The organism is Winogradskyella bathintestinalis, from assembly GCF_030407435.1.
GTDB lineage: Bacteria > Bacteroidota > Bacteroidia > Flavobacteriales > Flavobacteriaceae > Winogradskyella > Winogradskyella bathintestinalis.
Map to the genome: position 1 here is coordinate 17,273 of NZ_JASDDK010000006.1, position 26,873 is coordinate 44,145.

27 protein-coding genes are annotated in these 26,873 nt (G+C 33.4%); 14 read left to right on the forward strand and 13 right to left on the reverse strand.

Features of this window, described 5'->3' with window-relative positions:
• Position 1: 1 nt before the first annotated feature.
• Positions 2–727 carry a hypothetical protein gene (locus tag QMA06_RS13880; RefSeq protein WP_290207488.1) on the reverse strand — a complete coding sequence of 242 codons (726 nt, stop codon included), beginning with the start codon at positions 725–727 and terminating at the stop codon, positions 2–4.
• A 121-nt stretch (positions 728–848) separates the two neighbouring features.
• Complete coding sequence (locus tag QMA06_RS13885; RefSeq protein WP_092446701.1) at positions 849–1,007, reverse strand: YqaE/Pmp3 family membrane protein; 159 nt, start codon at positions 1,005–1,007, stop codon at positions 849–851.
• A gap of 459 nt (positions 1,008–1,466) precedes the next feature.
• Between QMA06_RS13885 and lysS the strand changes: the two genes are divergently transcribed.
• From lysS to QMA06_RS13910, 5 genes are all read left to right on the forward strand, one after another.
• Complete coding sequence (gene lysS / locus QMA06_RS13890; protein ID WP_290207489.1) at positions 1,467–3,155, forward strand: lysine--tRNA ligase; 1,689 nt, start codon at positions 1,467–1,469, stop codon at positions 3,153–3,155.
• A 79-nt stretch (positions 3,156–3,234) separates the two neighbouring features.
• Entirely contained in the window at positions 3,235–4,488 is a 1,254-nt protein-coding gene (locus QMA06_RS13895; protein WP_290207490.1) for a fibronectin type III domain-containing protein, read from the forward strand.
• A 312-nt stretch (positions 4,489–4,800) separates the two neighbouring features.
• A complete protein-coding gene (locus QMA06_RS13900; RefSeq protein ID WP_290207491.1) occupies positions 4,801–7,284 on the forward strand; it encodes a zinc-dependent metalloprotease in 2,484 nt (827 codons plus the stop codon).
• A 161-nt stretch (positions 7,285–7,445) separates the two neighbouring features.
• The gene (locus QMA06_RS13905; RefSeq protein WP_290207492.1) at positions 7,446–7,913 is read left to right on the forward strand and encodes a hypothetical protein; all 468 of its coding nucleotides are present in this window, start codon (positions 7,446–7,448) and stop codon (positions 7,911–7,913) included.
• A 108-nt stretch (positions 7,914–8,021) separates the two neighbouring features.
• Positions 8,022–8,363: a hypothetical protein gene (locus tag QMA06_RS13910; protein ID WP_290207493.1), complete on the forward strand. Its 342-nt coding sequence runs from the start codon at positions 8,022–8,024 to the stop codon at positions 8,361–8,363.
• 36 nt (positions 8,364–8,399) lie between these two features.
• On the opposite strand, the gene hemL is transcribed toward QMA06_RS13910, so the two are convergent.
• Genes hemL through QMA06_RS13930 form a run of 4 tightly spaced genes read right to left on the reverse strand, consistent with a single transcriptional unit; the run spans position 8,400 to position 11,806 of the window.
• Positions 8,400–9,686: a glutamate-1-semialdehyde 2,1-aminomutase gene (gene hemL / locus QMA06_RS13915; RefSeq protein WP_290207495.1), complete on the reverse strand. Its 1,287-nt coding sequence runs from the start codon at positions 9,684–9,686 to the stop codon at positions 8,400–8,402.
• A 3-nt stretch (positions 9,687–9,689) separates the two neighbouring features.
• The gene (locus QMA06_RS13920) at positions 9,690–10,514 is read right to left on the reverse strand and encodes a glucosaminidase domain-containing protein (RefSeq protein ID WP_290207496.1); all 825 of its coding nucleotides are present in this window, start codon (positions 10,512–10,514) and stop codon (positions 9,690–9,692) included.
• A 1-nt stretch (position 10,515) separates the two neighbouring features.
• Positions 10,516–11,418 carry a 1-aminocyclopropane-1-carboxylate deaminase/D-cysteine desulfhydrase gene (locus QMA06_RS13925; protein ID WP_290207497.1) on the reverse strand — a complete coding sequence of 301 codons (903 nt, stop codon included), beginning with the start codon at positions 11,416–11,418 and terminating at the stop codon, positions 10,516–10,518.
• A gap of 58 nt (positions 11,419–11,476) precedes the next feature.
• A complete protein-coding gene (locus tag QMA06_RS13930) occupies positions 11,477–11,806 on the reverse strand; it encodes a hypothetical protein (RefSeq protein ID WP_318036608.1) in 330 nt (109 codons plus the stop codon).
• A 49-nt stretch (positions 11,807–11,855) separates the two neighbouring features.
• On the opposite strand from QMA06_RS13930, the gene QMA06_RS13935 reads away from it, so the two are divergent.
• From QMA06_RS13935 to QMA06_RS13955, 5 genes are all read left to right on the forward strand, one after another.
• Complete coding sequence (locus QMA06_RS13935; RefSeq protein WP_290207498.1) at positions 11,856–12,035, forward strand: DUF5522 domain-containing protein; 180 nt, start codon at positions 11,856–11,858, stop codon at positions 12,033–12,035.
• 20 nt (positions 12,036–12,055) lie between these two features.
• Positions 12,056–14,041, forward strand: a complete 1,986-nt coding sequence (locus QMA06_RS13940; RefSeq protein ID WP_290207591.1) for a urocanate hydratase — start codon at positions 12,056–12,058, stop codon at positions 14,039–14,041.
• Positions 14,042–14,057: 16 nt separating this feature from the next.
• Positions 14,058–14,618, forward strand: coding sequence for a DUF4136 domain-containing protein (locus QMA06_RS13945; protein WP_290207499.1), 561 nt, complete (start codon positions 14,058–14,060; stop codon positions 14,616–14,618).
• A gap of 235 nt (positions 14,619–14,853) precedes the next feature.
• Complete coding sequence (locus QMA06_RS13950) at positions 14,854–16,755, forward strand: SulP family inorganic anion transporter (RefSeq protein WP_290207500.1); 1,902 nt, start codon at positions 14,854–14,856, stop codon at positions 16,753–16,755.
• 134 nt (positions 16,756–16,889) lie between these two features.
• Positions 16,890–17,081 (forward strand): cold-shock protein, encoded by a 192-nt coding sequence (locus QMA06_RS13955; RefSeq protein WP_179339703.1) that lies wholly within the window; start codon positions 16,890–16,892, stop codon positions 17,079–17,081.
• Positions 17,082–17,143: 62 nt separating this feature from the next.
• Here QMA06_RS13955 and QMA06_RS13960 read toward each other — a convergent pair whose 3' ends face one another.
• Entirely contained in the window at positions 17,144–17,470 is a 327-nt protein-coding gene (locus tag QMA06_RS13960) for a DMT family transporter (RefSeq protein ID WP_290207501.1), read from the reverse strand.
• 132 nt (positions 17,471–17,602) lie between these two features.
• On the opposite strand from QMA06_RS13960, the gene dnaG reads away from it, so the two are divergent.
• Positions 17,603–19,567, forward strand: coding sequence for a DNA primase (dnaG, locus tag QMA06_RS13965; protein WP_290207502.1), 1,965 nt, complete (start codon positions 17,603–17,605; stop codon positions 19,565–19,567).
• Positions 19,568–19,574: 7 nt separating this feature from the next.
• Here the strand turns inward: dnaG and QMA06_RS13970 are convergent, their stop codons facing one another.
• Positions 19,575–20,204, reverse strand: coding sequence for a response regulator (locus QMA06_RS13970; RefSeq protein WP_290207503.1), 630 nt, complete (start codon positions 20,202–20,204; stop codon positions 19,575–19,577).
• Between the two features lie 140 nt (positions 20,205–20,344).
• Complete coding sequence (nadE, locus tag QMA06_RS13975; protein ID WP_290207504.1) at positions 20,345–21,133, reverse strand: NAD(+) synthase; 789 nt, start codon at positions 21,131–21,133, stop codon at positions 20,345–20,347.
• A gap of 232 nt (positions 21,134–21,365) precedes the next feature.
• Here nadE and gldB point away from each other — a divergent pair, with 232 nt between their 5' ends.
• Both gldB and gldC read left to right on the forward strand, forming a co-directional pair.
• Positions 21,366–22,328 carry a gliding motility lipoprotein GldB gene (gene gldB / locus QMA06_RS13980; protein WP_290207505.1) on the forward strand — a complete coding sequence of 321 codons (963 nt, stop codon included), beginning with the start codon at positions 21,366–21,368 and terminating at the stop codon, positions 22,326–22,328.
• A complete protein-coding gene (gene gldC / locus QMA06_RS13985) occupies positions 22,328–22,666 on the forward strand; it encodes a gliding motility protein GldC (protein WP_290207506.1) in 339 nt (112 codons plus the stop codon). The genes gldB and gldC overlap by 1 nt, the downstream gene beginning before the upstream one ends.
• 120 nt (positions 22,667–22,786) lie before the next feature.
• Here the strand turns inward: gldC and QMA06_RS13990 are convergent, their stop codons facing one another.
• The 3 genes from QMA06_RS13990 to QMA06_RS14000 form a co-directional block, all read right to left on the reverse strand.
• Positions 22,787–23,695: a hypothetical protein gene (locus QMA06_RS13990; protein ID WP_290207507.1), complete on the reverse strand. Its 909-nt coding sequence runs from the start codon at positions 23,693–23,695 to the stop codon at positions 22,787–22,789.
• A 227-nt stretch (positions 23,696–23,922) separates the two neighbouring features.
• Positions 23,923–24,681, reverse strand: coding sequence for a hypothetical protein (locus tag QMA06_RS13995; protein WP_290207508.1), 759 nt, complete (start codon positions 24,679–24,681; stop codon positions 23,923–23,925).
• Positions 24,682–25,002: 321 nt separating this feature from the next.
• Positions 25,003–25,764: a hypothetical protein gene (locus QMA06_RS14000; RefSeq protein WP_290207509.1), complete on the reverse strand. Its 762-nt coding sequence runs from the start codon at positions 25,762–25,764 to the stop codon at positions 25,003–25,005.
• 183 nt (positions 25,765–25,947) lie between these two features.
• On the opposite strand from QMA06_RS14000, the gene QMA06_RS14005 reads away from it, so the two are divergent.
• The gene (locus QMA06_RS14005) at positions 25,948–26,565 is read left to right on the forward strand and encodes a DUF4230 domain-containing protein (protein ID WP_290207510.1); all 618 of its coding nucleotides are present in this window, start codon (positions 25,948–25,950) and stop codon (positions 26,563–26,565) included.
• Here QMA06_RS14005 and QMA06_RS14010 read toward each other — a convergent pair whose 3' ends face one another.
• Positions 26,566–26,871 (reverse strand): rhodanese-like domain-containing protein, encoded by a 306-nt coding sequence (locus QMA06_RS14010; protein ID WP_290207511.1) that lies wholly within the window; start codon positions 26,869–26,871, stop codon positions 26,566–26,568. It abuts the gene before it with no gap.
• Positions 26,872–26,873 lie beyond the last annotated feature (2 nt).

Sequence of the window (26,873 nt, forward strand, 5' to 3'; positions counted from 1 at the left end):
TTTAATCTTCTAAAACCACATTTAAATTCATTGACGACGCATCTTTTTTAAGTGTGTTCCATGGTACTTTGTAGGTCACCGTTTTTCCGTCTTTAGAAATCACTGCATTCTCTTTAGAAACTGACTTCACCTTGTTTTTAAATTTATAAATTAAGGTGTAATTAGATTTAGAGAATAATTTTTCGAACTGCATTTCAAATTGTTTGGCATAATCATTATCATCATCTTCTGCAATCTCTTCATCGAGATCATTTTCAATATCCTCTGTTTGCTCTGCAACTGCATTAGGCATAACACGTGAAAATGTATTATTTTCAAAGGCATACACAACCTTATCAATTTTAGTAAGTTCATTTAATTGCTCTTCAGGAGCTTTTGCGTCTTTATTACCAATATCCTTAGCAATATTCATAGCATCATCTACCTGTTCATTTATGTTTTCTAAATCAGAGAAATTAAAGAAAAATTTTTTCATATTAAAATCGAAGGTACTCGTTTCTTCATCCATGCGAACTTTCAATACCATTCCCTTCAGCTTCTCTAATCGATCGCGTTCTGCTTCTGAGAGTGCAGCAATACTATCCTTATAATTTTCAAATAATTCATTAAAAACTATCGTTGTATCCACTTTTTCTTTTCTAGGTCTGTCTTGAGTATTCGGTCTAGTTTCATTTGCATATTTTAGCATAGGGCTTAAATCAAATGACGTCATATACTCTCCGCTCATATCCTTATTAAATACAATTGATTCTGTAACATTACAGCTTACTAGAAGACAAAAAAGCCCACCTATTAAAATCAGTTTCCTCATTAGGTAAAATATTGATTGAAGCACAAAGGTAAGACTTTTATCGTTCAGGATTATTCAATATTACCAACGCGGCAATCACGCCTGGCACCCAGCCACAGAGCCATAATAAAAAAGTAATTAGAATTGAGCCACAACCTTTATCTAAAACAGCTAAAGGTGGACAAATAATAGAAAGAATAACCCGCCAGATACTCATAATACATGTCTTGATTTGATGTAATTATATGACGTTAACACACACTAAATGTTACATTAATTTTATTCTATGAAAAGAAATTTATTAAAAATCCAAGTAATATTCCTAATCATAAATTATAGAAGATACTATTTTTTCGCATTTCTTGCTGAGCGTATCAAAATTCTTTCCATCATTTTAATTATTCCTTCAGTTTGAAAAAATCACCAATCTAAATTCGTGGGTTGTAAAATATAAACATTAAATTATTTTCAAAAACATAATATCAGCGCCAACTAAGTACATGAGTCTTAAAGCAGCAGTAGTACGAAAGAAAGATTGAAAAAATATCTAAAAACCTAATAGATAAATCCTAAAATTAACGGATGGAGGTAAAAATTAATGCGTTAAAATCAATACAAAAAGGTGTTCGCTAATATTCTGAAATAATGTAATTTTGCAAATCTAAAATTAATTAGAATGCAACTTTCAGAACAAGAATTGGTAAGACGCCAAAAATTAGAAAAGCTTAGAGCTTTAGGGATCAATCCTTATCCAGCGGATTTATTTCCAGTTAATCATACGTCAAAACAGATAAAATCTAATTTTGAAAATGGTAAACAGGTGATTATTGCTGGTCGTTTAATGGCAATTAACATTCAAGGAAAAGCGTCTTTTGCACAATTGCAAGATAGCGAAGGTCGTATTCAAGTGTATTTTAATCGTGATGAAATTTGTACAGGCGAAGACAAATCACTTTATAATGATGTCTTTAAAAAATTACTCGATTTAGGTGATTTTGTTGGTATTGAAGGAGAGCTTTTTACGACTCAGGTTGGTGAAAAAACTGTGATGGTTAAAAACTTTAAATTATTGAGCAAGTCTCTAAAACCTTTACCAATTCCGAAGCAAAAAGACGGAAAAACCTATGATGCATTTACAGACCCAGAACAACGTTATAGACAACGTTATGCTGATTTAGCGGTTAACCCACATGTAAAAGAAGTCTTTATTAAACGCACTAAATTATTCAATGCCATGCGTCAGTTTTTTAATGACGCGGGTTACTTTGAAGTAGAAACTCCTGTATTACAACCAATACCTGGAGGTGCAGCTGCACGTCCGTTTATTACGCATCATAATAGTTTGGATATGCCGTTATACATGCGAATTGCAAACGAATTATACCTAAAACGATTAATCGTTGGTGGTTTTGATGGTGTGTATGAGTTTTCTAAAAACTTCAGAAATGAAGGTATGGATAGAACCCATAATCCAGAATTTACAGCCATGGAAATCTATGTATCTTACAAAGATTATAATTGGATGATGGATTTCTGTGAGCAATTGCTAGAGCATTGTGCAATGGCTGTAAACGGAACGTCTGAAGCTACTTTTGGTGAACATAAGATTAATTTTAAAGCGCCATATAAGCGCATTACGATGCGCGATTCAATTTTAGAATTCACAGGTTTTGATATTTATGATAAATCTGAAGACGAAATTAGAGCGGCAGCAAAAGGCATGCACATTGAAGTGGATGAAACCATGGGTAAAGGCAAACTGATTGATGAGATTTTTGGAGAGAAATGTGAAGGTAATTACATTCAACCAACCTTCATAACTGATTATCCAAAAGAAATGAGTCCGTTATGTAAAGAACATAGAGACAACCCAGAATTAACAGAACGCTTTGAGTTAATGGTTTGTGGCAAAGAAATTGCCAACGCCTATTCTGAGTTAAACGATCCTATTGATCAACGCGAACGTTTTGAGCATCAATTAAGTTTAGCAAAAAAAGGCGATGACGAAGCTACTGAGTTTATTGATCATGACTTTTTACGTGCTTTAGAATATGGCATGCCACCAACCTCAGGAATGGGTATCGGTATGGATCGTTTAATTATGTTCTTAACCAACAATCAAAGTATTCAAGAAGTACTTTTCTTCCCCCAAATGCGACCAGAAAAGAAGAAAGTAGATCTTAGCGATAACGAAAAAACGATTTTAGAAATCCTTAAGACTCAAAAGCGAATGGATTTAAACGTTTTAAAATCACAATCTGGTTTAAGCAATAAAGGTTGGGACAAGGGTATTAAAGGCCTAGGTAAACATGGTTTAACTAAGGTTGAAAAGACGGACGATGGTTTGTTTGTTGAGATGGTTTAATCATGCCATTAAACTTTTATTTTGTATACAAAGATTTTCAGTACATTAGCACTCGCCATAAATTAGAAAAACGCTTCTCATGTTAAAAAAGACCTACTTCATTTTCGCCCTTGCTTGTATTATTTTTTCCTGTAGTGAGGATGCAGATGATTTTATTCCAGTTTGTGATAAGCCATTGAATATTTCTTCAAGTTCTATTGCTCCTAATTTTGCAACAATCACTTGGGAGGCGGCTAATGTTTCAACTAACTATATTATTGAATATGGTGTTTCAGGATTTACGTTAGGTAATGGCTCTACAGTATCAGCCTCTGATACAAATATTGAACTTACAGGATTAGAAGCAAGTACAACTTACGACGTCTATATTCAAACAATTTGCGCCTCAAATAACACTAGCCTAAACTCAGATGTTTATAGTTTTACAACCTCTCTACCAAATGTAGCTACGGAATTTAGCCCAGTTTTATCTCAAATGAATTTGTTTGTAGGGAATCTTGAAGATCTACAAATAACACCTTATGCATTTGAATATAACCTAAACACTACACTATTTTCAGATTACGCACACAAACAACGAATTATTGCTCTACCGGAAGGCACAAGTATGGAGTTTGATGGAGATGGTCTACCTATTTTCCCAAATAATACGGTCATTGCTAAAACGTTTTTTTATAATAATGACGAACGCGACCTCTCGTTGGGCAGAAAAATTATTGAAACTCGAGTATTAATTCGATTAAATGGGGTCTGGGAAGCTGGAGATTATAAATGGAATGATGATCAAACTGAAGCTGTATTAGACGGAGAGGGCAGCACATTACCTGTTACTTGGATTGATGCTACAGGAAATTCAAATTCAACAACATATAAAATCCCTTCTAATACCGATTGTTTTACCTGCCATGGTAATAATAACCAAATGTTACCCATTGGTCCTAAATTGAGATCCATGAATTTTAATATTAATGGGGTTAATCAACTACAACAATTTATTGACAATCAAAAATTAACAGGGTTAACGAACAGCGCTTCAGTTAGAGTTCTCCCTAATTGGGAAGACACTTCTTTACCTTTAGCTACCCGAGCAAGAGCTTATATGGATATTAATTGTGCCCATTGCCATATTCCAGGAGGCACTTGTGCTGACGAGTCTTCTTTAAACCTTGCCTTTGAGACACCTCTAGCAAACAGTAATATTGCTGATCAAAGTGCACTTATAGCATATAGAGTGTCGTTTTATTCTGATGGTGTAAGTATGCCTTTTATCGGAACCACAATGAGACATACCGAAGGGTTAGATATGATTATAGCGTATCTCAATACACTTTAATTTTCCTTAATGTCATCTAAATTTTTCATAGTTTAAAAGAATATTCCTGCTGGTGACAGACACCTTATCTATAAGATTTTTGTTTCCAATTACAGGACTTACCATGCACTAAAATTTTCTACTTTATTTTATGTCTTTATTAATTCAAAACAATAATTCAAATCTGAATTTTTCATAAACTTTACACTTCAAATTTTGAGTTAAATTAAAATTTTGAGAATCGCGTTAAAAAAATATTAAATTCTGTTATTAAAATATCAGATTATTAATAGAATCAGTATTTTCATCAAAATTTAATAAAAATCAACTAATTTGAAACACGTATTCATCAAACTACTCTTTGTAGTTTCGGCCTTTTTGGCATTTTCATGCTCTACTGCAAAAAATGCTGGAAAATCAAAAAAAGATGCCACTGCAATGGCAAAACCTTCAGGAAAAAAACCTGGTAAGAATGACCCTAAACCTTATGACAAAGTCATTACTAAAGATGCCAAAAGCGATGAAGGTTTGTTTACCGTTCATACTTTAGACGACAAATTTTATTACGAGATACCAGATTCGCTTTTTAATAGAGAAATGTTAATGGTTTCACGAATATCTAAAACAGCTTCAGGCCTTGGCTTTGGAGGCGGAAAACTCAACGAACAAGTATTGCGTTGGGAAAAGAAGGGAAAAAAAGTAGTGCTTAGAGTAGTCTCTTATAATGTAGTTGCTGCAGATTCACTTCCTGTAAACGAAGCCGTTATAAATTCAAATTTTGAGCCTGTTTTATACACATTTCCAATTAAGGCCTACAGCAAAGATTCTACAAAAACTGTAATTGATGCCACACCATTGTTTGAAAAAGATGTGAAATCACTAGGTTTATCACAACGAGCGAGATCGCCATATAAAATCTCACGTTTAGAAAGTGATAAATCATTTATTGAAACTATAAAAAGTTATCCTAGAAATATAGAAGCACGCCATGTAAAAACGTATGCTGCTGGGAAACCTCCATCAAACTCTAGTACAGGTACAGTTTCAATAGAAATCAATAATTCTATGGTATTGTTACCAGACAATCCTATGAAGCGTCGTTATTTTGATGAACGCGTAGGTTGGTTTACAAGTAGTCAAACCGATTATGGCTTAGAAGTTCAAAAAAGTGAGTCTGTAGAATTCTTAGACCGTTGGAGATTAGAAGTTAAAGAAGAGGATATTGAAAAATTTAAACGTGGTGAATTAGTAGTACCTAAAAAACAAATTGTTTACTATATTGATAGAGCTACACCTGAAAAATGGAGAAAATACCTTAAACAAGGAATTGAAGATTGGCAAGTTGCTTTTGAAGCGGCCGGATTTAAGGAAGCTATAATTGCTAAAGATCCTCCGTCAATTGAAGAAGATCCAGAATGGAGCCCAGAAGACGCACGTTATTCTGTAGTACGGTATTTAGCCTCACCTATTCCTAATGCTAATGGCCCTCATGTAAGTGATCCTAGAACTGGCGAAATTTTAGAAAGCGATATCAATTGGTACCATAATGTTATGTCTTTGCTGCGTGGATGGTTCTTTGTGCAAACAGCAGCAATAAATCCTGATGCGCAGAGTCCACAATTTAAGGATGAAGTTATGGGGCGTTTAATCCGTTTTGTATCGGCACACGAAGTTGGTCATACACTTGGTTTACCTCATAATATGGGTTCTAGTACGGCGTATCCGGTTGAAAAATTACGTGATGCAGAATTTACTAAAAAATATGGAACAGCTCCATCTATTATGGATTATGCACGCTTTAATTATGTAGCGCAACCTGAAGATCAAGGAGTGGCTTTAATGCCAGAAATCGGAACTTACGATAAGTATGCTATCGCTTGGGGATATAGACCAATTCTTGATAAATCGGCTGAAGAAGAAAAGCCAATTCTTAACGATTGGATTATGAAACATGCCGGCGATCCAATGTATCGTTTTGGACACCAACAAGCCGGTGACGTTGTAGATCCGAGTTCACAAACTGAAGATTTAGGTGACAATGCCATGTTAGCTAGTGCATATGGTATTAAAAACCTAAAGCGTATTGTACCTAACTTAATTGAATGGACCACCGAAGCTGGTGAAGACTATGATGACTTAGATGAAATGTACGGACACGTAATATCACAATTTAACCGTTATATGGGACATGTTTCTAATAATATTGGTGGTGTCTATGAGCATTATAAAACATCAGATCAAGAAGGTGCTGTTTATACTGCTGTACCTAAAGCTCACCAAAAAGAAGCTATGGAATTTATGCAAAAAAACTTATTTGAAACCCCACAGTGGTTAATTGATAAATCTATTTTTGATCGTATAGAATTTTCAGGATCTGTTGAGCGTATTAGAGGCTTGCAGGCAAGAACGCTAAATAATATTATGAGTTTAGGTAAAATGCAACGTTTAACTGAAGCACATACTTATGATGATAAATCATATGCCTTAACAGAAATGATGAGCGATTTACGTAAAGGTATTTGGAGTGAATTACGGACTGGAAAGAAAATTGACACTTACCGACGTAACTTACAACGTGCGCACATCGATCAATTAGAGCGCTTAATGACAGCCAAGAACCAAAGTGGAAGATCTGGTAGTCCTTATGTTAAAATGACAGCAGTAAACACTAGTCAATCAGATATAAAAGCGGTAGTTAGAGCTGAGTTAAAATCGTTACGTAGTCAATTGCGTTCAGCTCGTGGTGGAGATGCTATGAGTAGAATTCATATTGCAGATGCTATAGAACGTATCAATCTTATATTAGATCCTAAATAGTCTAAAACATAAGGTTTAAAAATTCAGCCGTTGTTTATTAATTAAATCACATTTTGGATTATATGACGCTAATGTTAAAATTCATGTTAAAAATAAATTCTTTGTTAAACGTTTATACTTAGTTGCTGTCTAAACTCATATAACAATAAAATAAAAACGACATGAATAAATTAGTAATTATTGCCATTGCATTTGCAACCTTAAGTTCTTTTGCTCAACAAAAGCAACCGCAAAAACTGGATAGAGAAAATCGTGCTGAATTAAGAAAAAGCATGACTCCGACCGAAATTGCAGATTTGAAATCTAAACAATTGACTTTAAAATTAGATCTCAATGATGAACAACAAAAAAAAGTACATCAGTTAATTTTAAATGGTGCTGAAGACAAACAGAGTTTAAGACAAGATAACAAAACAGAAAAAGATGACACTCGAAAGAAACCATCTAAAGATGAGATGTTAAAAATGAAATCGCAAAAGCTAGATATGCAAATAGAAATGAAGCGTGAAATGAAAAAGATTTTAACCGAAGAACAATTCGCTAAATTTGAAAAAATGCAACCTAGAAAACAGAAAAGAAGAGATTTACGTCATAAGACAAACAAAGTAAAGCTCGAAGATAAAAACTAGTTTTTCTATTGGGAATCTACATAAAAAAGTATCGCTTAGTCGATACTTTTTTCTTTTGTTGAATAAAATTATTATTTTAGTATCCAATTTAATTAAACGATCCAAAAAATGAAAAAGGTAATTACAGTATGCTTATTTACATTTGCACTATTTCTTAGCCACCAATCTGTGGTAGCTCAAAATAGCAAACTAGACGCTAAAAAAGAAATAAATGCTGAAGCTTCCACTAAAACTGAAGCTCTAAGAAAATACGTAAAGTTTGATAATAATCAACGCGATGAAATTTATATTGCCTTTAGAACCTATGGTCAAGAAATGGTTAGTTCTAACAACAAATCGATTTCAAAAGAAGAAGTAACAAAATATAAAAATCGATTAGACGATAAAATCAAATCGATTTTAAACGATGACCAATATGCGCGATATAAAGCATACCTGTCAGAGAATTAGTATAAAAAAAGCCTCGCAAATTGCGAGGCTTTTTTATTATAAGGTATTTGCTATCCGCTCTACAGCAGCAATAGTGGTATTGAGATCTTCGTAAGTTAAGGCGTCAGTTATAAACCAAGTTTCAAAAGCACTAGGTGCAATATAAACACCTTCGTTTAACATACCATGAAAGAATTTTTTAAAGGTCTCATTATTTCCTTTCGCTGCCGAATCAAAATCTACTACCGTCTGATCAGTGAAATGAACGGAAATCATAGAACCAATTCTGTTAATGGTGTGCGTCACATTATTTTTATTTAAAGCTTCGGCAATACCGTTATGAAGATATTTTGTTTTCTCTTCTAATCTATTCATTAAACCTTTATCCGTGTTAATCGCCTTTAACATGGCTAAACCCGCGGCCATAGCTAAAGGATTACCACTTAACGTTCCAGCTTGGTACACAGGACCAATTGGCGCCAAATAATCCATAATCTCATTACGTGCAGCAAAAGCCCCTACGGGCAAACCACCGCCTACAACTTTACCAAAACAAACGATATCCGCATTAACATTTTTCAACGCTTGCACTCCCCCTTTTGCCAATCTAAACCCTGTCATGACCTCATCAAAAATCAACAATATGTCATTGGCATCACAGATTTGTCTTAAATTTTCTAAAAACCCATCAATTGGAGGAATGCAGCCCATATTTCCAGCCACGGGCTCGATAATGATTGCTGCTATTTCGTTTGGGTTAGAAGAAATAAGTGCATTAACAGAATTAATATCATTATATGTAGCTAACAAAGTATCTTTAGCAGTTCCTTGAGTTACACCAGGACTATTTGGCGTACCGAAAGTAACTGCACCACTTCCTGCCGCAATTAAAAAGGAATCACTATGACCATGATAGCAACCAGAGAACTTAATTATTTTATCTTTTTTCGCAAATCCTCTCGCTAAACGAATCGCACTCATACAGGCTTCTGTTCCGGAATTCACAAATCTAATTTTATCAATATTAGGCACCATGGAAATGGCCAATTCTGCAATTTCAGTTTCAATTGCTGTGGGCATTCCGAAAGAGGTACCTTCCTTGGTTTTTTCAATGACAGCCTCTACAACTGGAGGAAATGCATGCCCTAACAACATAGGTCCCCATGAATTTATATAATCTATATAACGATTACCATCTTCATCAAAAACATAAGCTCCTTTAGCTGATTTGGCAAAAATAGGTGTTCCACCAACGGCGTTAAATGCCCTTACGGGAGAATTTACTCCACCAGGAATAACAGTCTTGGCCTCTTTAAACAATGCGCTACTTCTTTGATATATCATAAATTAATTGGGAATAATGAGTTGTTGACCTATAGATAAGTCATTCGATTTTAAATTGTTTTTAGTTTTTATCGCTTCTACCGTCGTTTTATATAATCTTGAAAGTGAATACAAGGTATCACCCTGAGACACAATGTGCTTATTTGCATACGGCTTTTTCTTACCTTCAATTATGGTAGTTGACGATCTTGAGGATTTATTATTCGTTCCATTAAGAACCTCCTCGTCATATTTATATAGTTGATAACGTTCAATTAAACTAATCAGTTTTTGCGGATATTTTCTGTCGGTTGCATAGCCAGCAGCTCTCAATCCATTTGCCCAACCTTTATAATCATCGGGTTTTAATTTAAATAAGTCCGCGTATCGGCTTCGTCCTGTTAAGAATTCTGAATGATCTTCATAAGACATTTCAGCTCTATCATATTTTCTAAAACACTCTTGAGAACGATCATCGTCGTGGTAGATTTTTGCGCCTTTCCAACCATGACATTTTATTCCAAAATGATTATTCGCCTTTACCGCTAATCGACCTCGACCAACACCAGATTCTAAAACTCCTTGAGCCAATGTAATACTTGCCGGTATTTTATGAGATCTCATTTTGTTCTTGGCTATTTCGGCATAAAGTTCTATATAAACATCTACTATACTTGGTGGAGCCGAATTTTTAACAACAGGCTTTACTGTAACTTCTTCTCGTTCTTTAACTACTACGGTTTTCTTAGTGCTACTGTTTTTTCTTTTTGTCACAATGCCTTTTTTAGGGCCACAACTTAATGCAAACAGCACACAAACTATACTTATATATTTAAACTTAAATTTCATTCTATAAATCTATTAAAGGTCCGCCTTTACGTTTTAATTTCGCATTTACACCAGCTATCCCTTGCAAACCACCAGTATGAATGACTAATATTTTTGAAGCTTTCGGAAAAAAATCCTTCTCAATTAAATCAAAAATACCAAATAGCATTTTTCCCGTATATATTGGATCTAACGGAATATCATAATTATGTTTAAACCTATTGATAAACGCTATTAATTCGGGCTTTATTTTACCATAGCCACCAAAATGGTAACCTGTTATTAAATTCCAATTTTGTTGAGTTGCAAATTTACAAATATCTTGTTGTAAAAAATCACCTTTTAGAGCCGGAAAACCTAATATTTTCTGATGGGTTTGGGACGCATTGATTATTCCCGAAATAGTACCACCTGTTCCTACAGCACAACACACATAATCAAAATGAAAATCTTCAGTTTGTATAATCTCTTGACAACCTTTAACCGCCAAATCATTGGTACCACCTTCTGGTAATAAATAAAAATTTCCAAAACGACGTTTTAAGGTGGCTATAAAATCTTCGCTAGTCTTCTTTCTATAATCGTCTCTTGAGACGAATTGAAATTTCATCCCGCAAGCTTTAGCAAATTTTAAAGTTGGATTTAAATCTTTTTTTAAACCTAATTCTTCACCTCTTATTATTCCAATAGTTTTAAAACCATACGCTTTACCGGCATAAGCTACGGCGGCAATATGATTTGAATAGGCTCCTCCAAATGTTAGCATAGATGTGGCCTTAATTTCTTTAGCTTTCTCTACATTGTATTTTAACTTTCGATATTTATTTCCCGAGATAAAAGGATGAATTAAATCTTCACGTTTAACTGTAATATCAACTGAAGTATTAAGAATGGATAAATCCTGATTATAGGTCGTAGCGTTCAACACATGCTATTTTTTATTTTAACAAAGTTAATCGATCGGCAACAAACCATAGCCGAATTTATTTATTAATAAAGTTGATTACGTTAAACAATGGTCGGGATTTTAAATAAAAAAAGTCCTTTTCATGCTTATAGGCTTCACGTTCAAAAGAAATATTTCTATAGGCCAAATGCCAATCTTTATATTGAATTAATCGTATTAAAAATTCAATTGTATAAATGATATAAAAAGGAAAAATGAATAATTCTAATTGTTGTCTTAAATGGATTTTTTCATGATTTATCAAAATCCTATTTTCTTTTAACCCCGATGTTTTTAAAAACATAAATGGAAAAACGGTTAAACCTAAATAGCCTTTCGGCACCAAGTATTTTGAAATTAAGATCATAATTCGTTCGTTTCAAAAATCAAACCAAATTACATTATCTTTGTTTAATATGAAAAAATACGTCCCAATTGAAGACGGAGACTACTATCTTACACCAGAAGGCTACCGTTGTTTTACAGAGCAATACCATTTAAAACGTGGTTATTGTTGCGAAAGTGGTTGCAGACATTGTCCGTATGGATTCAATTCTTCCGTTTCGCATAAGACCAATAAAAACACATTAAAATAAAAGTAATGCAGACTACCAAAATCTCGTTTAAAGATCAAATTTTAGAAGGTATTCCTAATATATTACCAAAACCGAAACCGTATGATTCAAATATTAATCACGCACCAAAACGAAAAGCCATTCTCTCTAAAGAGGAAGAAAAACTTGCTATAAAAAATGCCCTTCGTTATTTTAATAAGAAAGATCATAACACATTATTGCCCGAATTTAAAAATGAACTAACGACCTATGGTCGTATTTATATGTATCGTTTAAGACCGGATTATAAAATGTATGCCCGACCAATTGAAGACTATCCTGCCAAATCTTCACAAGCAGCGGCTATTATGTTAATGATTCAAAACAATTTAGATTATGCGGTTGCACAACATCCACATGAACTTATTACCTATGGAGGTAATGGTGCCGTGTTTTCCAATTGGGCACAATACCGTTTAACCATGAAATATTTGGCAGAGATGAATGATCAACAAACTTTAGTGATGTATTCTGGTCACCCAATGGGGCTATTCCCTTCACACTCAGAAGCACCTAGAGTTGTGGTCACTAATGGCATGATGATTCCTAATTACTCTAAACCAGATGATTGGGAGAAATTTAATGCTTTAGGCGTTACCCAATACGGTCAAATGACAGCGGGAAGCTATATGTACATAGGGCCACAAGGCATTGTACACGGCACAACAATTACAGTTTTAAATGGATTTAGAAAAATTAAAAAAGAACCTAAAGGCCATTTATTTGTAACTTCTGGTTTAGGAGGCATGTCTGGTGCACAACCTAAGGCAGGCAATATTGCAGGCTGCATTACGGTTTGTGCTGAAGTAAATCCTAAAATTACACAAGTAAGATTAGATCAGGGTTGGATCGATGAAAAAATTACCGATTTAGATGAATTAGTTCTAAGAGTGCGTAAAGCAAAAGATGAGAAGGAAACCGTTTCCATCGCTTACTTAGGAAACATAGTTGATCTCTGGGAAAAATTTGATTTAGCCAATATACAAATCGACTTAGGAAGCGATCAAACTTCCCTTCATAATCCTTGGGCTGGCGGCTATTATCCTGTTGATATTGCCTTTGAAGATGCGAACAACATGATGGCGAACGACCCTGAATTATTCAAAGAAAACGTTCAAAAATCCTTACGTCGCCATGCAGATGCTATTAATAAACATACGGCTAAAGGCACTTATTTCTTCGATTATGGAAATGCATTTTTGCTCGAAGCCTCTCGAGCGGGAGCGGATATAATGGCTGAGAATAATATTGATTTTAAATATCCTAGCTACGTTCAAGATATTATGGGGCCAATGTGTTTTGATTATGGTTTTGGTCCTTTTCGATGGGTATGCGCCTCTGGAAAACCTGAAGACCTAATTAAAACCGATAACATTGCTTGTAAAGTTTTAGAGACGATTAAAAAAAATTCACCCGAAGAAATTCAGCAACAAATGGCCGATAATATCCAATGGATAAAAGGTGCTCAAGAAAATAAACTTGTCGTGGGCTCGCAAGCCCGAATATTGTACGCAGATGCTGAAGGTAGAATGAAAATTGCTGAAGCTTTTAACCAAGCTATCGCTAATAATGAGATTGGAACGGTTATATTAGGTAGAGATCATCACGATGTTTCAGGAACCGATTCTCCTTATAGAGAAACTAGCAATATTTACGATGGCTCTCGATTTACAGCAGACATGGCGATTCATAATGTAATTGGAGATAGCTTTAGAGGAGCGACATGGGTCAGCATTCACAACGGCGGAGGTGTCGGTTGGGGAGAAGTTATAAATGGCGGCTTTGGTATGGTTCTTGATGGTAGTATAGAGGCATCAAAACGTCTCAAACAAATGTTGTTTTGGGATGTTAACAATGGAATTTCAAGACGAGGTTGGGCCAGAAATAAAGGAGCCATTTTCGCTATTAAACGGGCTATGGCATCTGAGCCAGACCTAAAAGTAACCTTACCAAATTTTGTTGATGATGAATTATTAGAAAATTTATAATTTAAAAAAAAGCGCTATGAAACATTTAATGAAACCACTCAAAATTGTACCAGCTTTACTTTTATTGTTTGTACTCTCATCTTGTAGCTCAGTAAGAGTTGCAACGGACTACGATAGAGAAGCTAATTTTGATGCTTACAAAACTTTTGCATTTTTTAAACCAGGCATTGACAAGGCAGAATTAAACGATCTCGATAAACGAAGAATTTTAAGAGCTATTGAGGCCGAATTGATGGCCAAAGGGTATATTAAATCTGAAAATCCCGATATGTTAGTTAGTATTTTCACCAAATCTAACCAACGAGTAGATATTTACAACAATGCTTGGGGCTATGGAGCCTGGGGTTGGGGAGGATATGGTGGCTGGGGATGGCGATCTGGCTGGAACAATAACCAAGTTTCTACTTCTACAGAAGGTGTATTATTTATAGATTTAATCGATGCCCAAAAGAAAGAATTAATTTGGCAGGGCTCTGGCACAGGTAATCTTGAAACTAGAAACATGGAAAAGAAAGAAGCTAGAATTAAGGAATTTGTATCTGAAATGATGATGCAGTTTCCTCCAGAGAAAAAATAAGGGCAATTTTGATAATTATGAAAAGCATTGGGAACCCAATGCTTTTTTTTGCTCCCTATTTAAGATGTGTTATAATCAAAAAATTCAGTTCATAGCGACTTATTGTGATACCTATAAATACCTCCTTCACCTCTCATAAAACCATATTTTCCACACAGGATGTTGGGAAAACATAGAACTTTTTATCAATTAAATTCAAAAAGTCTATCTTTGCCGACTTTTAATTTGAAGAATTATGATGCTTGCCAGAAACACCATTAAAAAAATCACTCAAAACCCTAAGAATGATATTCTTGCAGGTATAACCGTTTCTTTAGCAATGATCCCTGAGGTTGTGGCTTTTGCATTTGTGGCTCAAATAAGTCCGATTGTAGCACTTTTTGGAGCGTTTGTCATTGGAATTATTTCTGCACTTTTTGGAGGTAGACCTGGACTAATATCCGGAGCCGCTGGAGCTGTAGCTGTTATCTTTGTATACATGATTCAAGAAGGCCACGCTAAAGGACTTCTTTTCGATACGCCCGTAGAAAATATGGGCTATTTCTATCTGTTGGCCGCCGTAGTATTAATGGGTGTAATTCAGGTATTAGCAGGCGTTTTTAAACTTGGAAAGTTTGTGAGGTTAATTCCACACCCGGTAATGATGGGATTTGTTAATGGATTGGCCATAGTTATTTTTATGGCGCAATTAGGCATGTTTAAAGAAAATAAAAAAGATGTTTTCGGACAAAACATGCGCGACACCGTTTCTAAAGAACTGGTTTACAACGTAAGTGGTAATACAGTAAAAGATTTAATTTCGGGTACGGAGTTATTTTCTATAAACGGCCAGAATATAAACAACATTAATACAGGTGAAACCATTTTTATAATGTCAGACAATCAAGTTTTTGATGTCGACACTAAACGAGTTGTTTTTAACATAAAGAATAATGGCTTTTATGCTGTTAAAGATAATGGTGTTGTAAAATCTTTAATGCAAGGCCAAAAGCTGTATGTAATGATAGGCCTAGTATTGCTAACCATGTTAATTATTTGGGGACTACCTAAATTAACAAAAAAACTGCCTGCAGCATTAACAGCAATATTAATAGTCACCTTAATTTCAATTTTTGGCGGACTGCAGTCTATCAACGTTGGAGAGTTCATTAGAGACGGTGGTGGCGCAGGACTCAATGGATTTGATGAATTATCTAGTAAGCTCAATCTTCTAGAATTATGGAGCCATTTACCTTTCAACTTAGACACTTTAAAATTTATTGCCCCTTATGCTTTTTTAGCTGCCTCTGTTGGTTTAATAGAAACGCTTATGACTATGAATCTTGTTGACGAATTAACAGATTCTAGAGGTAACGGAAATAAAGAATGTGTCGCTCAAGGAGCCGGAAATATGCTTAGTGGATTATTTGGAGGTACTGGTGGCTGTGGAATGATAGGACAAACGGTAATTAACATTAATGCAGGCGGTAGAGGGCGTTTATCTGGTGTAATGATGGCATTAACTTTACTGAGTTTTATATTATTTGCAGACAAATATATTGAGCAAGTACCAATCGCGGCATTAGTAGGAGTTATGTTTATGATGGTTATAGAAACTTTTGCATGGTCCAGTTTCCGAATTATGAAAAAAATACCAATGTCAGACGCTGTAGTGCTCGTAATTGTTTCTGTGGTCACCGTAATTTTCGATTTGGCCATTGCCGTATTTGTTGGTGTTATTATATCGGCTTTATCCTTTGCATGGGAAAACGCCAAAAGAATTAGAGCAAGAAAACGTATGCAACCAGATGGTACAAAAACTTATGAGATATGGGGACCATTGTTTTTTGGCAGTATTACCTCTTTCAATGAAAAATTTGATATAAAGAATGATCCTAATAATGTAGAAATCGATTTTGTTGAAGCCCGAATTTCAGATCATTCCGCTATTGAAGCCATATTTATTATCGTTGAAAAATACCAAGCCATGGGTAAAACCATTAAGCTTAAACATTTAAGTGAAGACTGTAAAATATTGCTTTACAAGGCTAGCCCTAAATTTAGAGACGTTATTGTTGAAGCTATTGACGATCCTAGATACCATTTAGCAGAAAACCCTGAAAAATTCACCAAACCACTGTCAGAATATAATATTTAGTTTTTTATTGCACTTTTAGTACTACTAAAGACTAATTTTTAGACACTTATATAGGCCTTAAAAATAATAGACTCAAAATATTTGATTACCAACTAATTAGATTACCTTTGTTTTTTAATTAAATAATATATAATATGAGTACTGGTACAGTAAAATTTTTTAATGACTCTAAAGGTTTTGGATTCATAACAGAAGAAGGAAACGGAAAAGAGCATTTTGTACATATTTCTGGTTTAGTCGATGAGATTAGAGAAGGTGATAATGTAGAATTCGATTTAGCAGAAGGAAAAAAAGGATTAAATGCAGTAAATGTAAAAGTTATATAATTATATATCTTACAACCTTTTTAAGTATAAAACCTATCTTATTAGATAGGTTTTTTTTGTGTTTAATTTGAAACAAATTTTAAACCAACAATTGAAATAATTAAGGTAGTTATAAAAAATAATCTCCAAAAAGTAGCTGGTTCTTTAAATATAAATATGCCCACTAGCACAGTTCCTATGGCACCAATACCTGTCCAAACTGCATAAGCCGTCCCAATAGGTATTTGTTGCGTTGCTTTAACCAACAATAACATACTTATAAATAAACATATTAAAAAACCAATATACCAATATGTGGTTTCAGTACCTGTAGCTTCCTTAGCTTTACCTAAACAAGCTGCAAATGCTACTTCAAATAATCCTGCAACAATAAGTAAAATCCAATTCATGTAAATACACTATTTTCTCTAAAACCTTATAAGTTTCCTATTTTAGACAATATAATCAATTTACACCTGATGATTAATTTTTTATAAAATTGTTTTATCTTAAATTTACCGACTTACAAAAAACGTAATTCTTTGATTTCACAAAATTCCATAGCACAAGTATTTGAAACAGCTCGCGTAGAAGAGGTTATTGGCGATTTTGTTCAACTCAAAAAATCGGGTAGTAATTTTAAAGGTTTAAGTCCTTTTAGTGAAGAGCGCTCACCTAGTTTTATGGTGTCTCCTGTAAAACAAATCTGGAAAGATTTCTCTAGTGGAAAAGGTGGCAATGCTGTTACTTTCTTAATGGAACACGAACATTTCACTTACCCAGAAGCGATAAAATATCTCGCCAAAAAATACAATATTGAGATAGAAGAAACTGAGCGTACCGATCAAGAAAAAGCCCAAGCAGATACTAGAGAGAGCTTGTATTTGGTTAGCGAATATGCAAACACCTATTTTCAGAAAGTACTTCATAACACCAATCAAGGAAAAGCAATAGGCTTAAGCTATTTTAAAGAACGTGGTTTCACAGAAGAAACCATTAAAAAATTTCAATTAGGCTATTCCTTAGACGAGTGGCAAGCCTTTACAGATGATGCATTAGGAAAGGGCTATCAACTTCAATTTTTAGAGCAAACTGGTTTAACTATTGTTAAAGGTGAAAAACGCTTCGATAGATTTAAGGGCAGAGTTATGTTTCCTATTCATAGTATGAGTGGTCGTATACTGGGTTTTGGTGGCCGTATATTAGTTAACGATAAGAAAGCAGCCAAATATTTAAATTCACCAGAGAGCGAAATTTACCATAAAAGCAAAGTTCTCTATGGATTATATCATGCCAAACAAAGTATTGCAAAAGAAGATAATTGTTATTTGGTAGAAGGTTATACAGATGTTATTCAGTTTCATCAAACTGGAATTACGAATGTAGTTTCCTCTTCTGGAACAGCGTTATCGGCTGACCAAATTCGTTTAATTAATAGGCTTACAAATAATATTACAGTACTTTTTGATGGTGATGCTGCAGGAATAAGAGCCTCTATTCGTGGTATCGATTTAATTTTGGAACAAGGCGTTAATGTAAAGATTTGCACATTTCCAGATGGTGAAGATCCAGATAGTTTTTCAAAAAATAATACATTAAAAGAACTTACCGAATATCTCAACGACAATGCCAAAGATTTTATTCAGTTTAAAGCGTCTTTATTAGTAAAAGAAGCAAATAATGACCCGATTAAAAAAGCTGAGACAATTCGTGAAATTGTAAACAGCATTGCCAAAATCCCAGATCAGATAAAACGTGAAATCTATATTCAAGAATGTGCGCGAATTATGGATATTAGCGAAAACGTTCTGTTTAGTACGCTAGCACAAATTAATAAGAAAGAAACTCAAGAAGCCAGCAAATCCTATAAACAAGATCAGAAAGCATTTCAGGTTGTTAAAAATGAAGAACAGACAAAGAAGAAGGTCGATATTCAGTTTGAACTAGAACGTAAAATTATTGAGATATTAATGTTATACGGAGATCGAACCGAACAATTTGAGGATTTAATATTAAGGGAGGAAGAATCTTCAGGCGAATTAATTTTAGAACCTACCATGCATGAAACGCGTGTATTCGAGAAAATATACTTAGATCTTCAAGAGGACGAAATGCAGTTTTCTAATCCGCAGTTTAAAGTACTCTACTACTCCATTATTGATAGATTGAACCAAGACGACAGTTTCTCTACTAAAAATTTCGTTAATCAATTAGACCAGGAAGCTGCAAGTACCGTAACAAGTATCTTAATGGAAGATGAACGTTACAATCTTCATGATTGGGAACGCAATCAAATTGTGCCTAAGGAAAAGAAAGATTCTATTTCACAATTGGTAAGTCAAACCATTTTAAGTTTACGTTGTCACCTAATTGACAAAAAAGTAGCTGAGTATAAAAATGAAACTTTAAACCAAAATGCAGATACACGCTCAATCATAGAAGATGTAAAGGATTATGTTGGGCTGAAAATGTTATTATCCCGTAAATTAGGTAAAGTTGTGGGTTAAAAGATGATTAAGCTAAATTATGGTGTTTCGCTTGGTGAACTAAGTCAACAATATTAGTAACATTAAGTTTCTTAAATAATCGCGCTTTATAAGTGCTCACTGTTTTTTCATTAATATCTAGTTCTTGAGCGATTTCCTTATTTTTGCGTCCTATGGATAGTAATTTTAAAACTTCCACCTCTCTAGTTGATAATTTTTTAAACATGCGACTGCGACTCTTTCGAGTGTCTTCATATCTAAAATGTTTATCCATTTTTTCGCTTAGAGATGTTTCACCATTACTGACTTTTCGGACTGCCACTATCAATTCTTCAATACTCGCAGATTTGTTTAAGTATCCAGAAGCACCTGCTTTAATAGTACTTATGGCATAAATTTCTTCTGGCTGATGACTAAACATTAAGACATTTACGTCATTATTTTCTTTTTTTATAGCTCTTAGTGCAGTTATGCCATTAAGTTCTGGCAAATCGATTTCGGAGATTATAACATCTACTTTATGACGTTTTACAAATTCAAAAATCTCGATCCCACTACCCAAACTACCTATAACTTCAAAATCAGATTTATTGCTCAAAACCAACTCTAATCCGGTTCTAACGATTGGATGCCTGTCCACAATTAAAATATTTATCATAACAATTGTATTTTGTTTTCTTGGTTAGGGTTAAAAATCTATTAATTAATAGCGTAAATAAATACAAAAGTGGAGATTTGTCTAACAAAAATAATCAAAAATTAAATAATTTAAGACTTTTAATTGCTAAAACACAAAAATTATTTTAAATTACTAGGAATTTCGCAAATTGGTATCGCTATCATTTTATGTTTATTGGATGTATTGTAACGCATAAAAATATCAAAAACCTCCCGATTTCTTCCTTCAAAATCTGTTCGTGTTTTACCTTCGTCTTTCATTTGCATGGCCCATTCCAATTCTGGATAGGAGGCGCCAATTTGATCTTCATCACTTCTTGCATCACCAAACAAACCATCACTAGGCGCAGCATTCATAATGGACGCTGGTACTTTTAAATACTCCCCTATTTCGTAAACTTCAGATTTTAATAAATCTGCAATTGGACTTAAATCCACGCCTCCATCACCGTATTTTGTATAAAAACCCACTCCAAAATCTTCTACTTTATTACCTGTACCTGCTACCAAAAGACCTAAAAGTCCTGCATGATAATACAATGTTGTCATTCGCAAACGCGCTCTTGTATTTGCCAAAGCCATATCTACTGTAGCTTTTTTACCGTCTAAACTGACTTCGGTTTTAAACTCTTCGAATACGGGAGTTAAGTTAACAACCTTATCTTTTACGTTAGAAAAACGTTCCTTTAATTGAGAAATGTGCTCTTGTGCTCTAGTTACATGACTCTCAGCTTGATGGATAGGCATCTCAATACACAAAAGATCTAAACCTGTTTTGGCACAAAGTGTAGATGTTACAGCAGAATCAATTCCACCAGAAATACCAATAACAAAGCCGTTAACACCTGCCTTTACGGCATAGTCTTTTAACCAATCTACTAAATGATTTACAACCTGTTCCGTTTGCATAGTTTTTTATATTTTATATAAATTCGTTAATACTTTTTGATTCCATAAATTCTGATAATTAAAAACCTATATAAGCCATTTCTATTCTTTCACCATCAAGAAGGAAACTGCAATAGAACTAGACACAATTATTTGCGCTTAAACTCAAAAAATAGAAATGAGTTCATAAAGAAGTGTACCTTTGCACAACAAAAGTAACGCAATAGTGTTAAGATTAAAAATGTTTTACAAAATGCAAATCAAATTTAATATTATAATTCTATTCATTTTAGTGCTACTATCCTGTGATGATGACTCTAAGATTGAAAAAGAAATCGCAAAAATTGAAACTGATTTTACTGTAGAACGATTTGATAAAGCATTTTTCGAAGCCCTGCCCGAAAATTTGTTAGAGTTAAAAAGCGCCTATCCGTTTTTCTTTTCTAAACACATTCCAGACTCAATAGTAATTAATCGAATGGAAGATTCATTACAAAACAAATTACTAAACGAGGTGCAACAAACTTTTCCAGATTTTAAAACCTCTAAAGAAGAGTTAGAAGGCTTATTTAAACACTTAAAATATTACGATAAAACATTTAAGGCTCCTAGAGTAATTACGCTAACGAACGACGTAGCTTACCGAGATAAAATTATAGTTAATGATTCTTTAGTACTTATTGCATTAGATAATTATTTAGGTGCTAAGCATGAATTTTATCAGAACATACCCATGTTTATTGCCGCAAATTTGAATAAAAATCAAATTGTTTCGGATGTGGCCAATGGTTATGCTAAAAAATTCATCTTTCAAACTCATAGGAAAACACTATTAGATGAAATGATTTATTTTGGAAAACTACTTTATTTCAAGGATATAATGATTCCGTTTAAAACAGATGCAGAAAAAATAGGCTATTCTGATGTTCAAATTAAATGGGCTGAAGCTAATGAAAGTCAAATATGGAGCTATTTTATTGAAAAGGAATTATTGTACAGTACCGATCCTAAATTGCCAAATCGTTTTATTGCAGATGCACCTTTTTCAAAATTTTATTTAGAATTAGACAACCAATCGCCAGGTCGTTTGGGTCAGTATATGGGTTGGCAAATTGTTAGGTCTTATGCCGAAAAAACAAATGAGGATTTATTAACAATTATGCAAACAGAACCTCAAGATATATTTAATAAAGCAAAATTTAAACCAAAAAAATAATGTCTAAAGTTATAAAATCTAAAATAGTTCTAAATGTCGAACTAGACGAAAATCGTGTTCCCGAAAAATTAAATTGGTCTGCCCAAGACGGAGGTGTTAACCACGAAGAAGCAAAAGCAATAATGTTATCGGTTTGGGATGGTAGTGCTCAAGAAACATTAAAAATAGATTTGTGGACCAAGGATATGCCTGTTGATGAAATGAAATTGTTTTTTCATCAAACCTTAGTGACTATGAGTGATACATTTTTAAGGGCTACCCAAGATGAAAAAATGACCGCCACAATGAAAGATTTTTGTGATTATTTCGCCGAGAAATTAGATCTTAAAAAGAAATAACACAATTTTTTGTTGATTTAAATACCACTCCAAAATTAAACAAGAAAGGCTATAACTGAAAATCTCAAAGAAAACACTTCTTTGAGATTTTTATTGACTTCTTTTATTTAACTAAAAACACTAATTGGTTTCTACTGAATTAACTTTTTTATAATACGGTTTTAACTGAAAGCTTTCTGAGGCGATATTCATATAATCAGTCTTGTGTTTCCTTTTATGCTGCACAAACATAGACGAATCATAAATAGCCCAAACAATAAGTTCATTTAATCTCCCCGTTTTTGTAGTTAAGTCTATTTCATTTTTCTTAATTAAACGATCAACAGCTTCTTGGTCACTCATTCTTTGAATTTTTTCAGAGCTCTGACCATTGTTAATTTTATAAACCACCCAATATTTTTTATTCGGTTTTGAGATTGATCCTTTTGCTAAGGTGGACTGTGACGAATTAGCTCTTATCGATGTTCCGCGTGCCGCAGTTGCTCTTTTTCCGGCTACTGCCAAGTCCGTTGTACTTGTATTGTACTCTTCTGTAAACGCATCTTTTTTAGACAAAACCAATTGATTTGTTTTTTCAATATAATTTTCTTCATCAGATTGCATTTTAGTTTTTGGTTTCGTAAAATGCGCTACGAGATGTTTTTTAATTGGTCGGGTACTGATAATGTTAGAATTACCAGTTATTAGTGGAGCAGCATCAAGCAAATCAAAAGGTTCGTTTCTAAGTAAAGTTATTACAATTAACTTATCTCTAAGTAGTACTTCTACAATATATTTTCCGACAGGCAAATCAGCGACAGGAATGACAGCTTCATTGTTTCTAACCTTTATTATGCGCTCAAAATCGTCTTTAAAAATTGCAACCTCAAAGATGGTTCTTTCACATTTAAAAATTAGACTATCGCCAGATGCAGTCAGGTCATGTTTTAGCTCTTTGGCTCTAACATTAGTATTTTGGAACAATGTGGTTTTTTGACCATAAACTATAGTCGTCAAAAAGACAAACACAAGTGTGTATAGTAGTTTCATAATAAGTAGGTTTTGTTTTTGGGAAACAATTTTAACACCGAAAAAGCCTCGTAAGACTTCTTAGATGTTAACTACAAAGTTATTAGATTTTCTGTATTGATTTTTAAAATTCAGTTATGTTACTTGTTTTGTAGTTAATGTGTATCGGGTGTCGACATAACACAAAAATCATGGCATAAACACACATTAACTCACAAGCTATCATTATTTAACCTGCTGTATCGTGCTTAAAGATTTACCACTTTATTATTAGTAGAGTAATATGGAATTGTATTGAATAAATCCGAGTTTAATGAATAGAAGAAATCGGGATTTGAAACCTGATGTTCCATAAATTTGGATGTATCATAAACTTCCCAAATCATCAACTCACTATGGCGGCCTGCAACTCTTTTTAACTGTTCCTTATGTTTTAAAATCATTCTATCCACAGAGGTCTTGTCTAATAATTGCATGGTTCTATTAGCACCACTTTTAGTATTTATTTTACGTACCGCCCAATAAAACTTTTGATTTTTATAAGTCGGATGCTTCGGCTTAGAGCCTGTTAAAATAAATGCAATACTTTTATTCGGTACTTTCGTTATTACCTTCAAACTTTCATCTAGCATCATACCTTTACCCTCATTAATGTCCTTATTATAATGGATTTCTGATGTCTGCAAATCAGTGTGTCGCATCAACCCTATTAATACCACCTTATCTTCTAATTTGGTTTCTAGCACAAATTTGCCTTCCGGAATATCTCCCAAGTAAATTTTTGCTTCATAATTATCTATTATAATTATTTTTTCGAAATCTTCATTAAAAATATCAACTTGGAGGATTTTAGTCTTACAAGCTAGTAGAATACTATCCTTGGCGGCATTCAATTGATGCGATAAGTCTTTGGCTTTTGGATTATTGTTTTTTAACAATGTAATGTTTTGACCGTAATTATTTACAGCCACAAGTAGGATGACGAGTGTACAAATGTTTTTAATCATAACATTTACTTTTAAAATTTGTGGGCTAAAAGCAAATACCTGTGAATTAAAACATCAATATTTACCTTTCTAAAAGCAAAGTTATAATCATCGGACTACGCTAAAATATTTCTAAGACATCTTGCAGCTTTTTTAGATAAGGCACAAGCACACACGATGTAAAGCAAAAAATAAAGGTTTAATTTAACTCCAATTTTGTTGAAGTTTTTTCTATTTGAAAGAGATATAGAATTTTTAAATTGACAATTTAAAGTTATTCAAACTATTGTTTATAATGAGCAAAAGACAGTTGAAGAATATAAAATGATGTAAAAACAGTCATTAAGGTAATTCATCTGTATCGAAATTCACATTCGCCGATGCATAGTACGGTTTTCCATTAAATATTTTCGAATTGTCAGATGATTTAAAATAGGTGGGTTTTCTTAACTGCTTACGCATAAATTTTGAAGAATTATAGACTTCATATACAATCAACGTATTATTTTTTGCAATTTCAGTATTCAATTCCAGCTTGTTTTTTGAAATCATTCTAGACACTTCATTTATATTTTCTAAACTCATAGATTTATAGGAACCTGAAGACGTGTTTTTTTCATACACCACCCAATATGATATTTTCTCTGAATCTAATTCTTCACTTGTAATATTTTCGCTTACCAAGGCGGAGCTGTCATTAGAAGTTTCAACACTATTATCTGTTTGAGCAACTGCGGAGTCATCATTAATATTTATATCTAAAATTTCAGGATCGGGAACAATTGGTCCATTTTTTACTAAGTACATTATAATCCGTTTCCTACCAAGTCTGGCCTGAACGATATACTCGCCTACCGGTAGATTTCCAACTTCAATTTTAGATTCATAATTATTTACAGGAATACTTTTCATGTAATCGTTATTAAAAATATCTACTTGTCGAATTACTTTATCACTTTTAAATATTAAACTATCCCCTTTCTTATTAATATTTTGCTCTAGTCCGCTAGCCGCTCTGTTGTGATTTTTTTCAAATGTGACATCTTGACCATAAGAGAAGATGGCAAAAATTGTAAATAGTAGAATAGAATATTGTTTAATCATGATTTTATAAGTCTAGAGTCGTTTAGTCGATACTTTACGCCTTCAAAGATACTTAGATCCAAGTCTTTTCTATAACGCTATTCGTCAATTATTTAATTCATATAAGCGAAATTATTACATCAAAAAAATTAAGACTTAAAAATAATTTGAGTGATATTTAACATTAAATATTTAAATTAGCTTATGCGAAAAATACTATTCGGTGTTATAATTACATTAGTTGTTTTATTCACTTTTAAATATTGTGGAGACCAAAAAGATGATAAAATTATATTACAAGAAAATTCTGCTTTAATACGAGAACAGCTTAAAAATGTCAGCAAACTAATAGTAACTGAAGGTCACTTTAGTCAAGTTTTTTCATATAGTAAAAAGGATAAAGTAATTTTTGATCGGTTTATTGAAGTCGAAAAGAAAGCTTTAGTCGTAGTTAATGCAGATGTTACGGTTGCATACGATTTAAGTAAAATTGAATATGAAATAGACGAACTAACTAAAACGCTTCGCATAATAAGTATCCCAAAGGAAGAAATAAAAATAAATCCAGATTTTGAATATTACGATGTTCAAGCTGACTATTTAAGTCAGTTTGAAGCTAAAGATTATAATGACATTAAAGTGACGGTAAAAAAGCAGTTGATGAAAAATATTGAAGCTTCAGACTTAAAATCTAATGCACAGAACCGCTTAATTAGTGAACTTTCAAAATTTTATATACTTACTAATTCTTTGGGTTGGACATTAGAATACAACGAAAACCCAATTGAATCCTCAGAAGCATTACAGAAACTTAAACTATAATTAGAGCTTGCTTTTTAAGCTCAGCCAGCCACCACCATTGGTTGCCTCAATGTTATTTAAATTTAAAAATTTTGCAGCTTTAGCAGAACGAACACCACTTTGGCAACACGTAATAATTGGTTTGTTCAGTTGTTTTACTTCACCAACTCTGTTATTAAGTTCGTTTAGCGGAATATGAACAGAATTTTCAATATGTCCATTGTCCCATTCTTTTTGTGTTCTAACATCTAATATTACAGCATCTCTTGTAAGATAATCTTTAATACGACGCTTTTTAGCGCCAAAAATAAATTCTAATAATCCCATTT

Excerpts from the sequence above, each read along its gene's own strand:
- QMA06_RS13880 (WP_290207488.1), bottom strand. The coding sequence starts at position 727 with ATGAGCGGAGAGTATATGACGTCATTTGATTTAAGCCCTATGCTAAAA.
- QMA06_RS13885 (WP_092446701.1), bottom strand. The coding sequence starts at position 1,007 with ATGAGTATCTGGCGGGTTATTCTTTCTATTATTTGTCCACCTTTAGCT.
- lysS (WP_290207489.1), top strand. The coding sequence starts at position 1,467 with ATGCAACTTTCAGAACAAGAATTGGTAAGACGCCAAAAATTAGAAAAG.
- QMA06_RS13895 (WP_290207490.1), top strand. The coding sequence starts at position 3,235 with ATGTTAAAAAAGACCTACTTCATTTTCGCCCTTGCTTGTATTATTTTT.
- QMA06_RS13905 (WP_290207492.1), top strand. The coding sequence starts at position 7,446 with ATGAATAAATTAGTAATTATTGCCATTGCATTTGCAACCTTAAGTTCT.
- QMA06_RS13910 (WP_290207493.1), top strand. The coding sequence starts at position 8,022 with ATGAAAAAGGTAATTACAGTATGCTTATTTACATTTGCACTATTTCTT.
- hemL (WP_290207495.1), bottom strand. The coding sequence starts at position 9,686 with ATGATATATCAAAGAAGTAGCGCATTGTTTAAAGAGGCCAAGACTGTT.
- QMA06_RS13920 (WP_290207496.1), bottom strand. The coding sequence starts at position 10,514 with ATGAAATTTAAGTTTAAATATATAAGTATAGTTTGTGTGCTGTTTGCA.
- QMA06_RS13930 (WP_318036608.1), bottom strand. The coding sequence starts at position 11,806 with ATGATCTTAATTTCAAAATACTTGGTGCCGAAAGGCTATTTAGGTTTA.
- QMA06_RS13935 (WP_290207498.1), top strand. The coding sequence starts at position 11,856 with ATGAAAAAATACGTCCCAATTGAAGACGGAGACTACTATCTTACACCA.
- QMA06_RS13945 (WP_290207499.1), top strand. The coding sequence starts at position 14,058 with ATGAAACATTTAATGAAACCACTCAAAATTGTACCAGCTTTACTTTTA.
- QMA06_RS13950 (WP_290207500.1), top strand. The coding sequence starts at position 14,854 with ATGATGCTTGCCAGAAACACCATTAAAAAAATCACTCAAAACCCTAAG.
- QMA06_RS13955 (WP_179339703.1), top strand. The coding sequence starts at position 16,890 with ATGAGTACTGGTACAGTAAAATTTTTTAATGACTCTAAAGGTTTTGGA.
- QMA06_RS13960 (WP_290207501.1), bottom strand. The coding sequence starts at position 17,470 with ATGAATTGGATTTTACTTATTGTTGCAGGATTATTTGAAGTAGCATTT.
- QMA06_RS13970 (WP_290207503.1), bottom strand. The coding sequence starts at position 20,204 with ATGATAAATATTTTAATTGTGGACAGGCATCCAATCGTTAGAACCGGA.
- nadE (WP_290207504.1), bottom strand. The coding sequence starts at position 21,133 with ATGCAAACGGAACAGGTTGTAAATCATTTAGTAGATTGGTTAAAAGAC.
- gldB (WP_290207505.1), top strand. The coding sequence starts at position 21,366 with ATGCAAATCAAATTTAATATTATAATTCTATTCATTTTAGTGCTACTA.
- gldC (WP_290207506.1), top strand. The coding sequence starts at position 22,328 with ATGTCTAAAGTTATAAAATCTAAAATAGTTCTAAATGTCGAACTAGAC.
- QMA06_RS13990 (WP_290207507.1), bottom strand. The coding sequence starts at position 23,695 with ATGAAACTACTATACACACTTGTGTTTGTCTTTTTGACGACTATAGTT.
- QMA06_RS13995 (WP_290207508.1), bottom strand. The coding sequence starts at position 24,681 with ATGATTAAAAACATTTGTACACTCGTCATCCTACTTGTGGCTGTAAAT.
- QMA06_RS14000 (WP_290207509.1), bottom strand. The coding sequence starts at position 25,764 with ATGATTAAACAATATTCTATTCTACTATTTACAATTTTTGCCATCTTC.
- QMA06_RS14005 (WP_290207510.1), top strand. The coding sequence starts at position 25,948 with ATGCGAAAAATACTATTCGGTGTTATAATTACATTAGTTGTTTTATTC.
- QMA06_RS14010 (WP_290207511.1), bottom strand. The coding sequence starts at position 26,871 with ATGGGATTATTAGAATTTATTTTTGGCGCTAAAAAGCGTCGTATTAAA.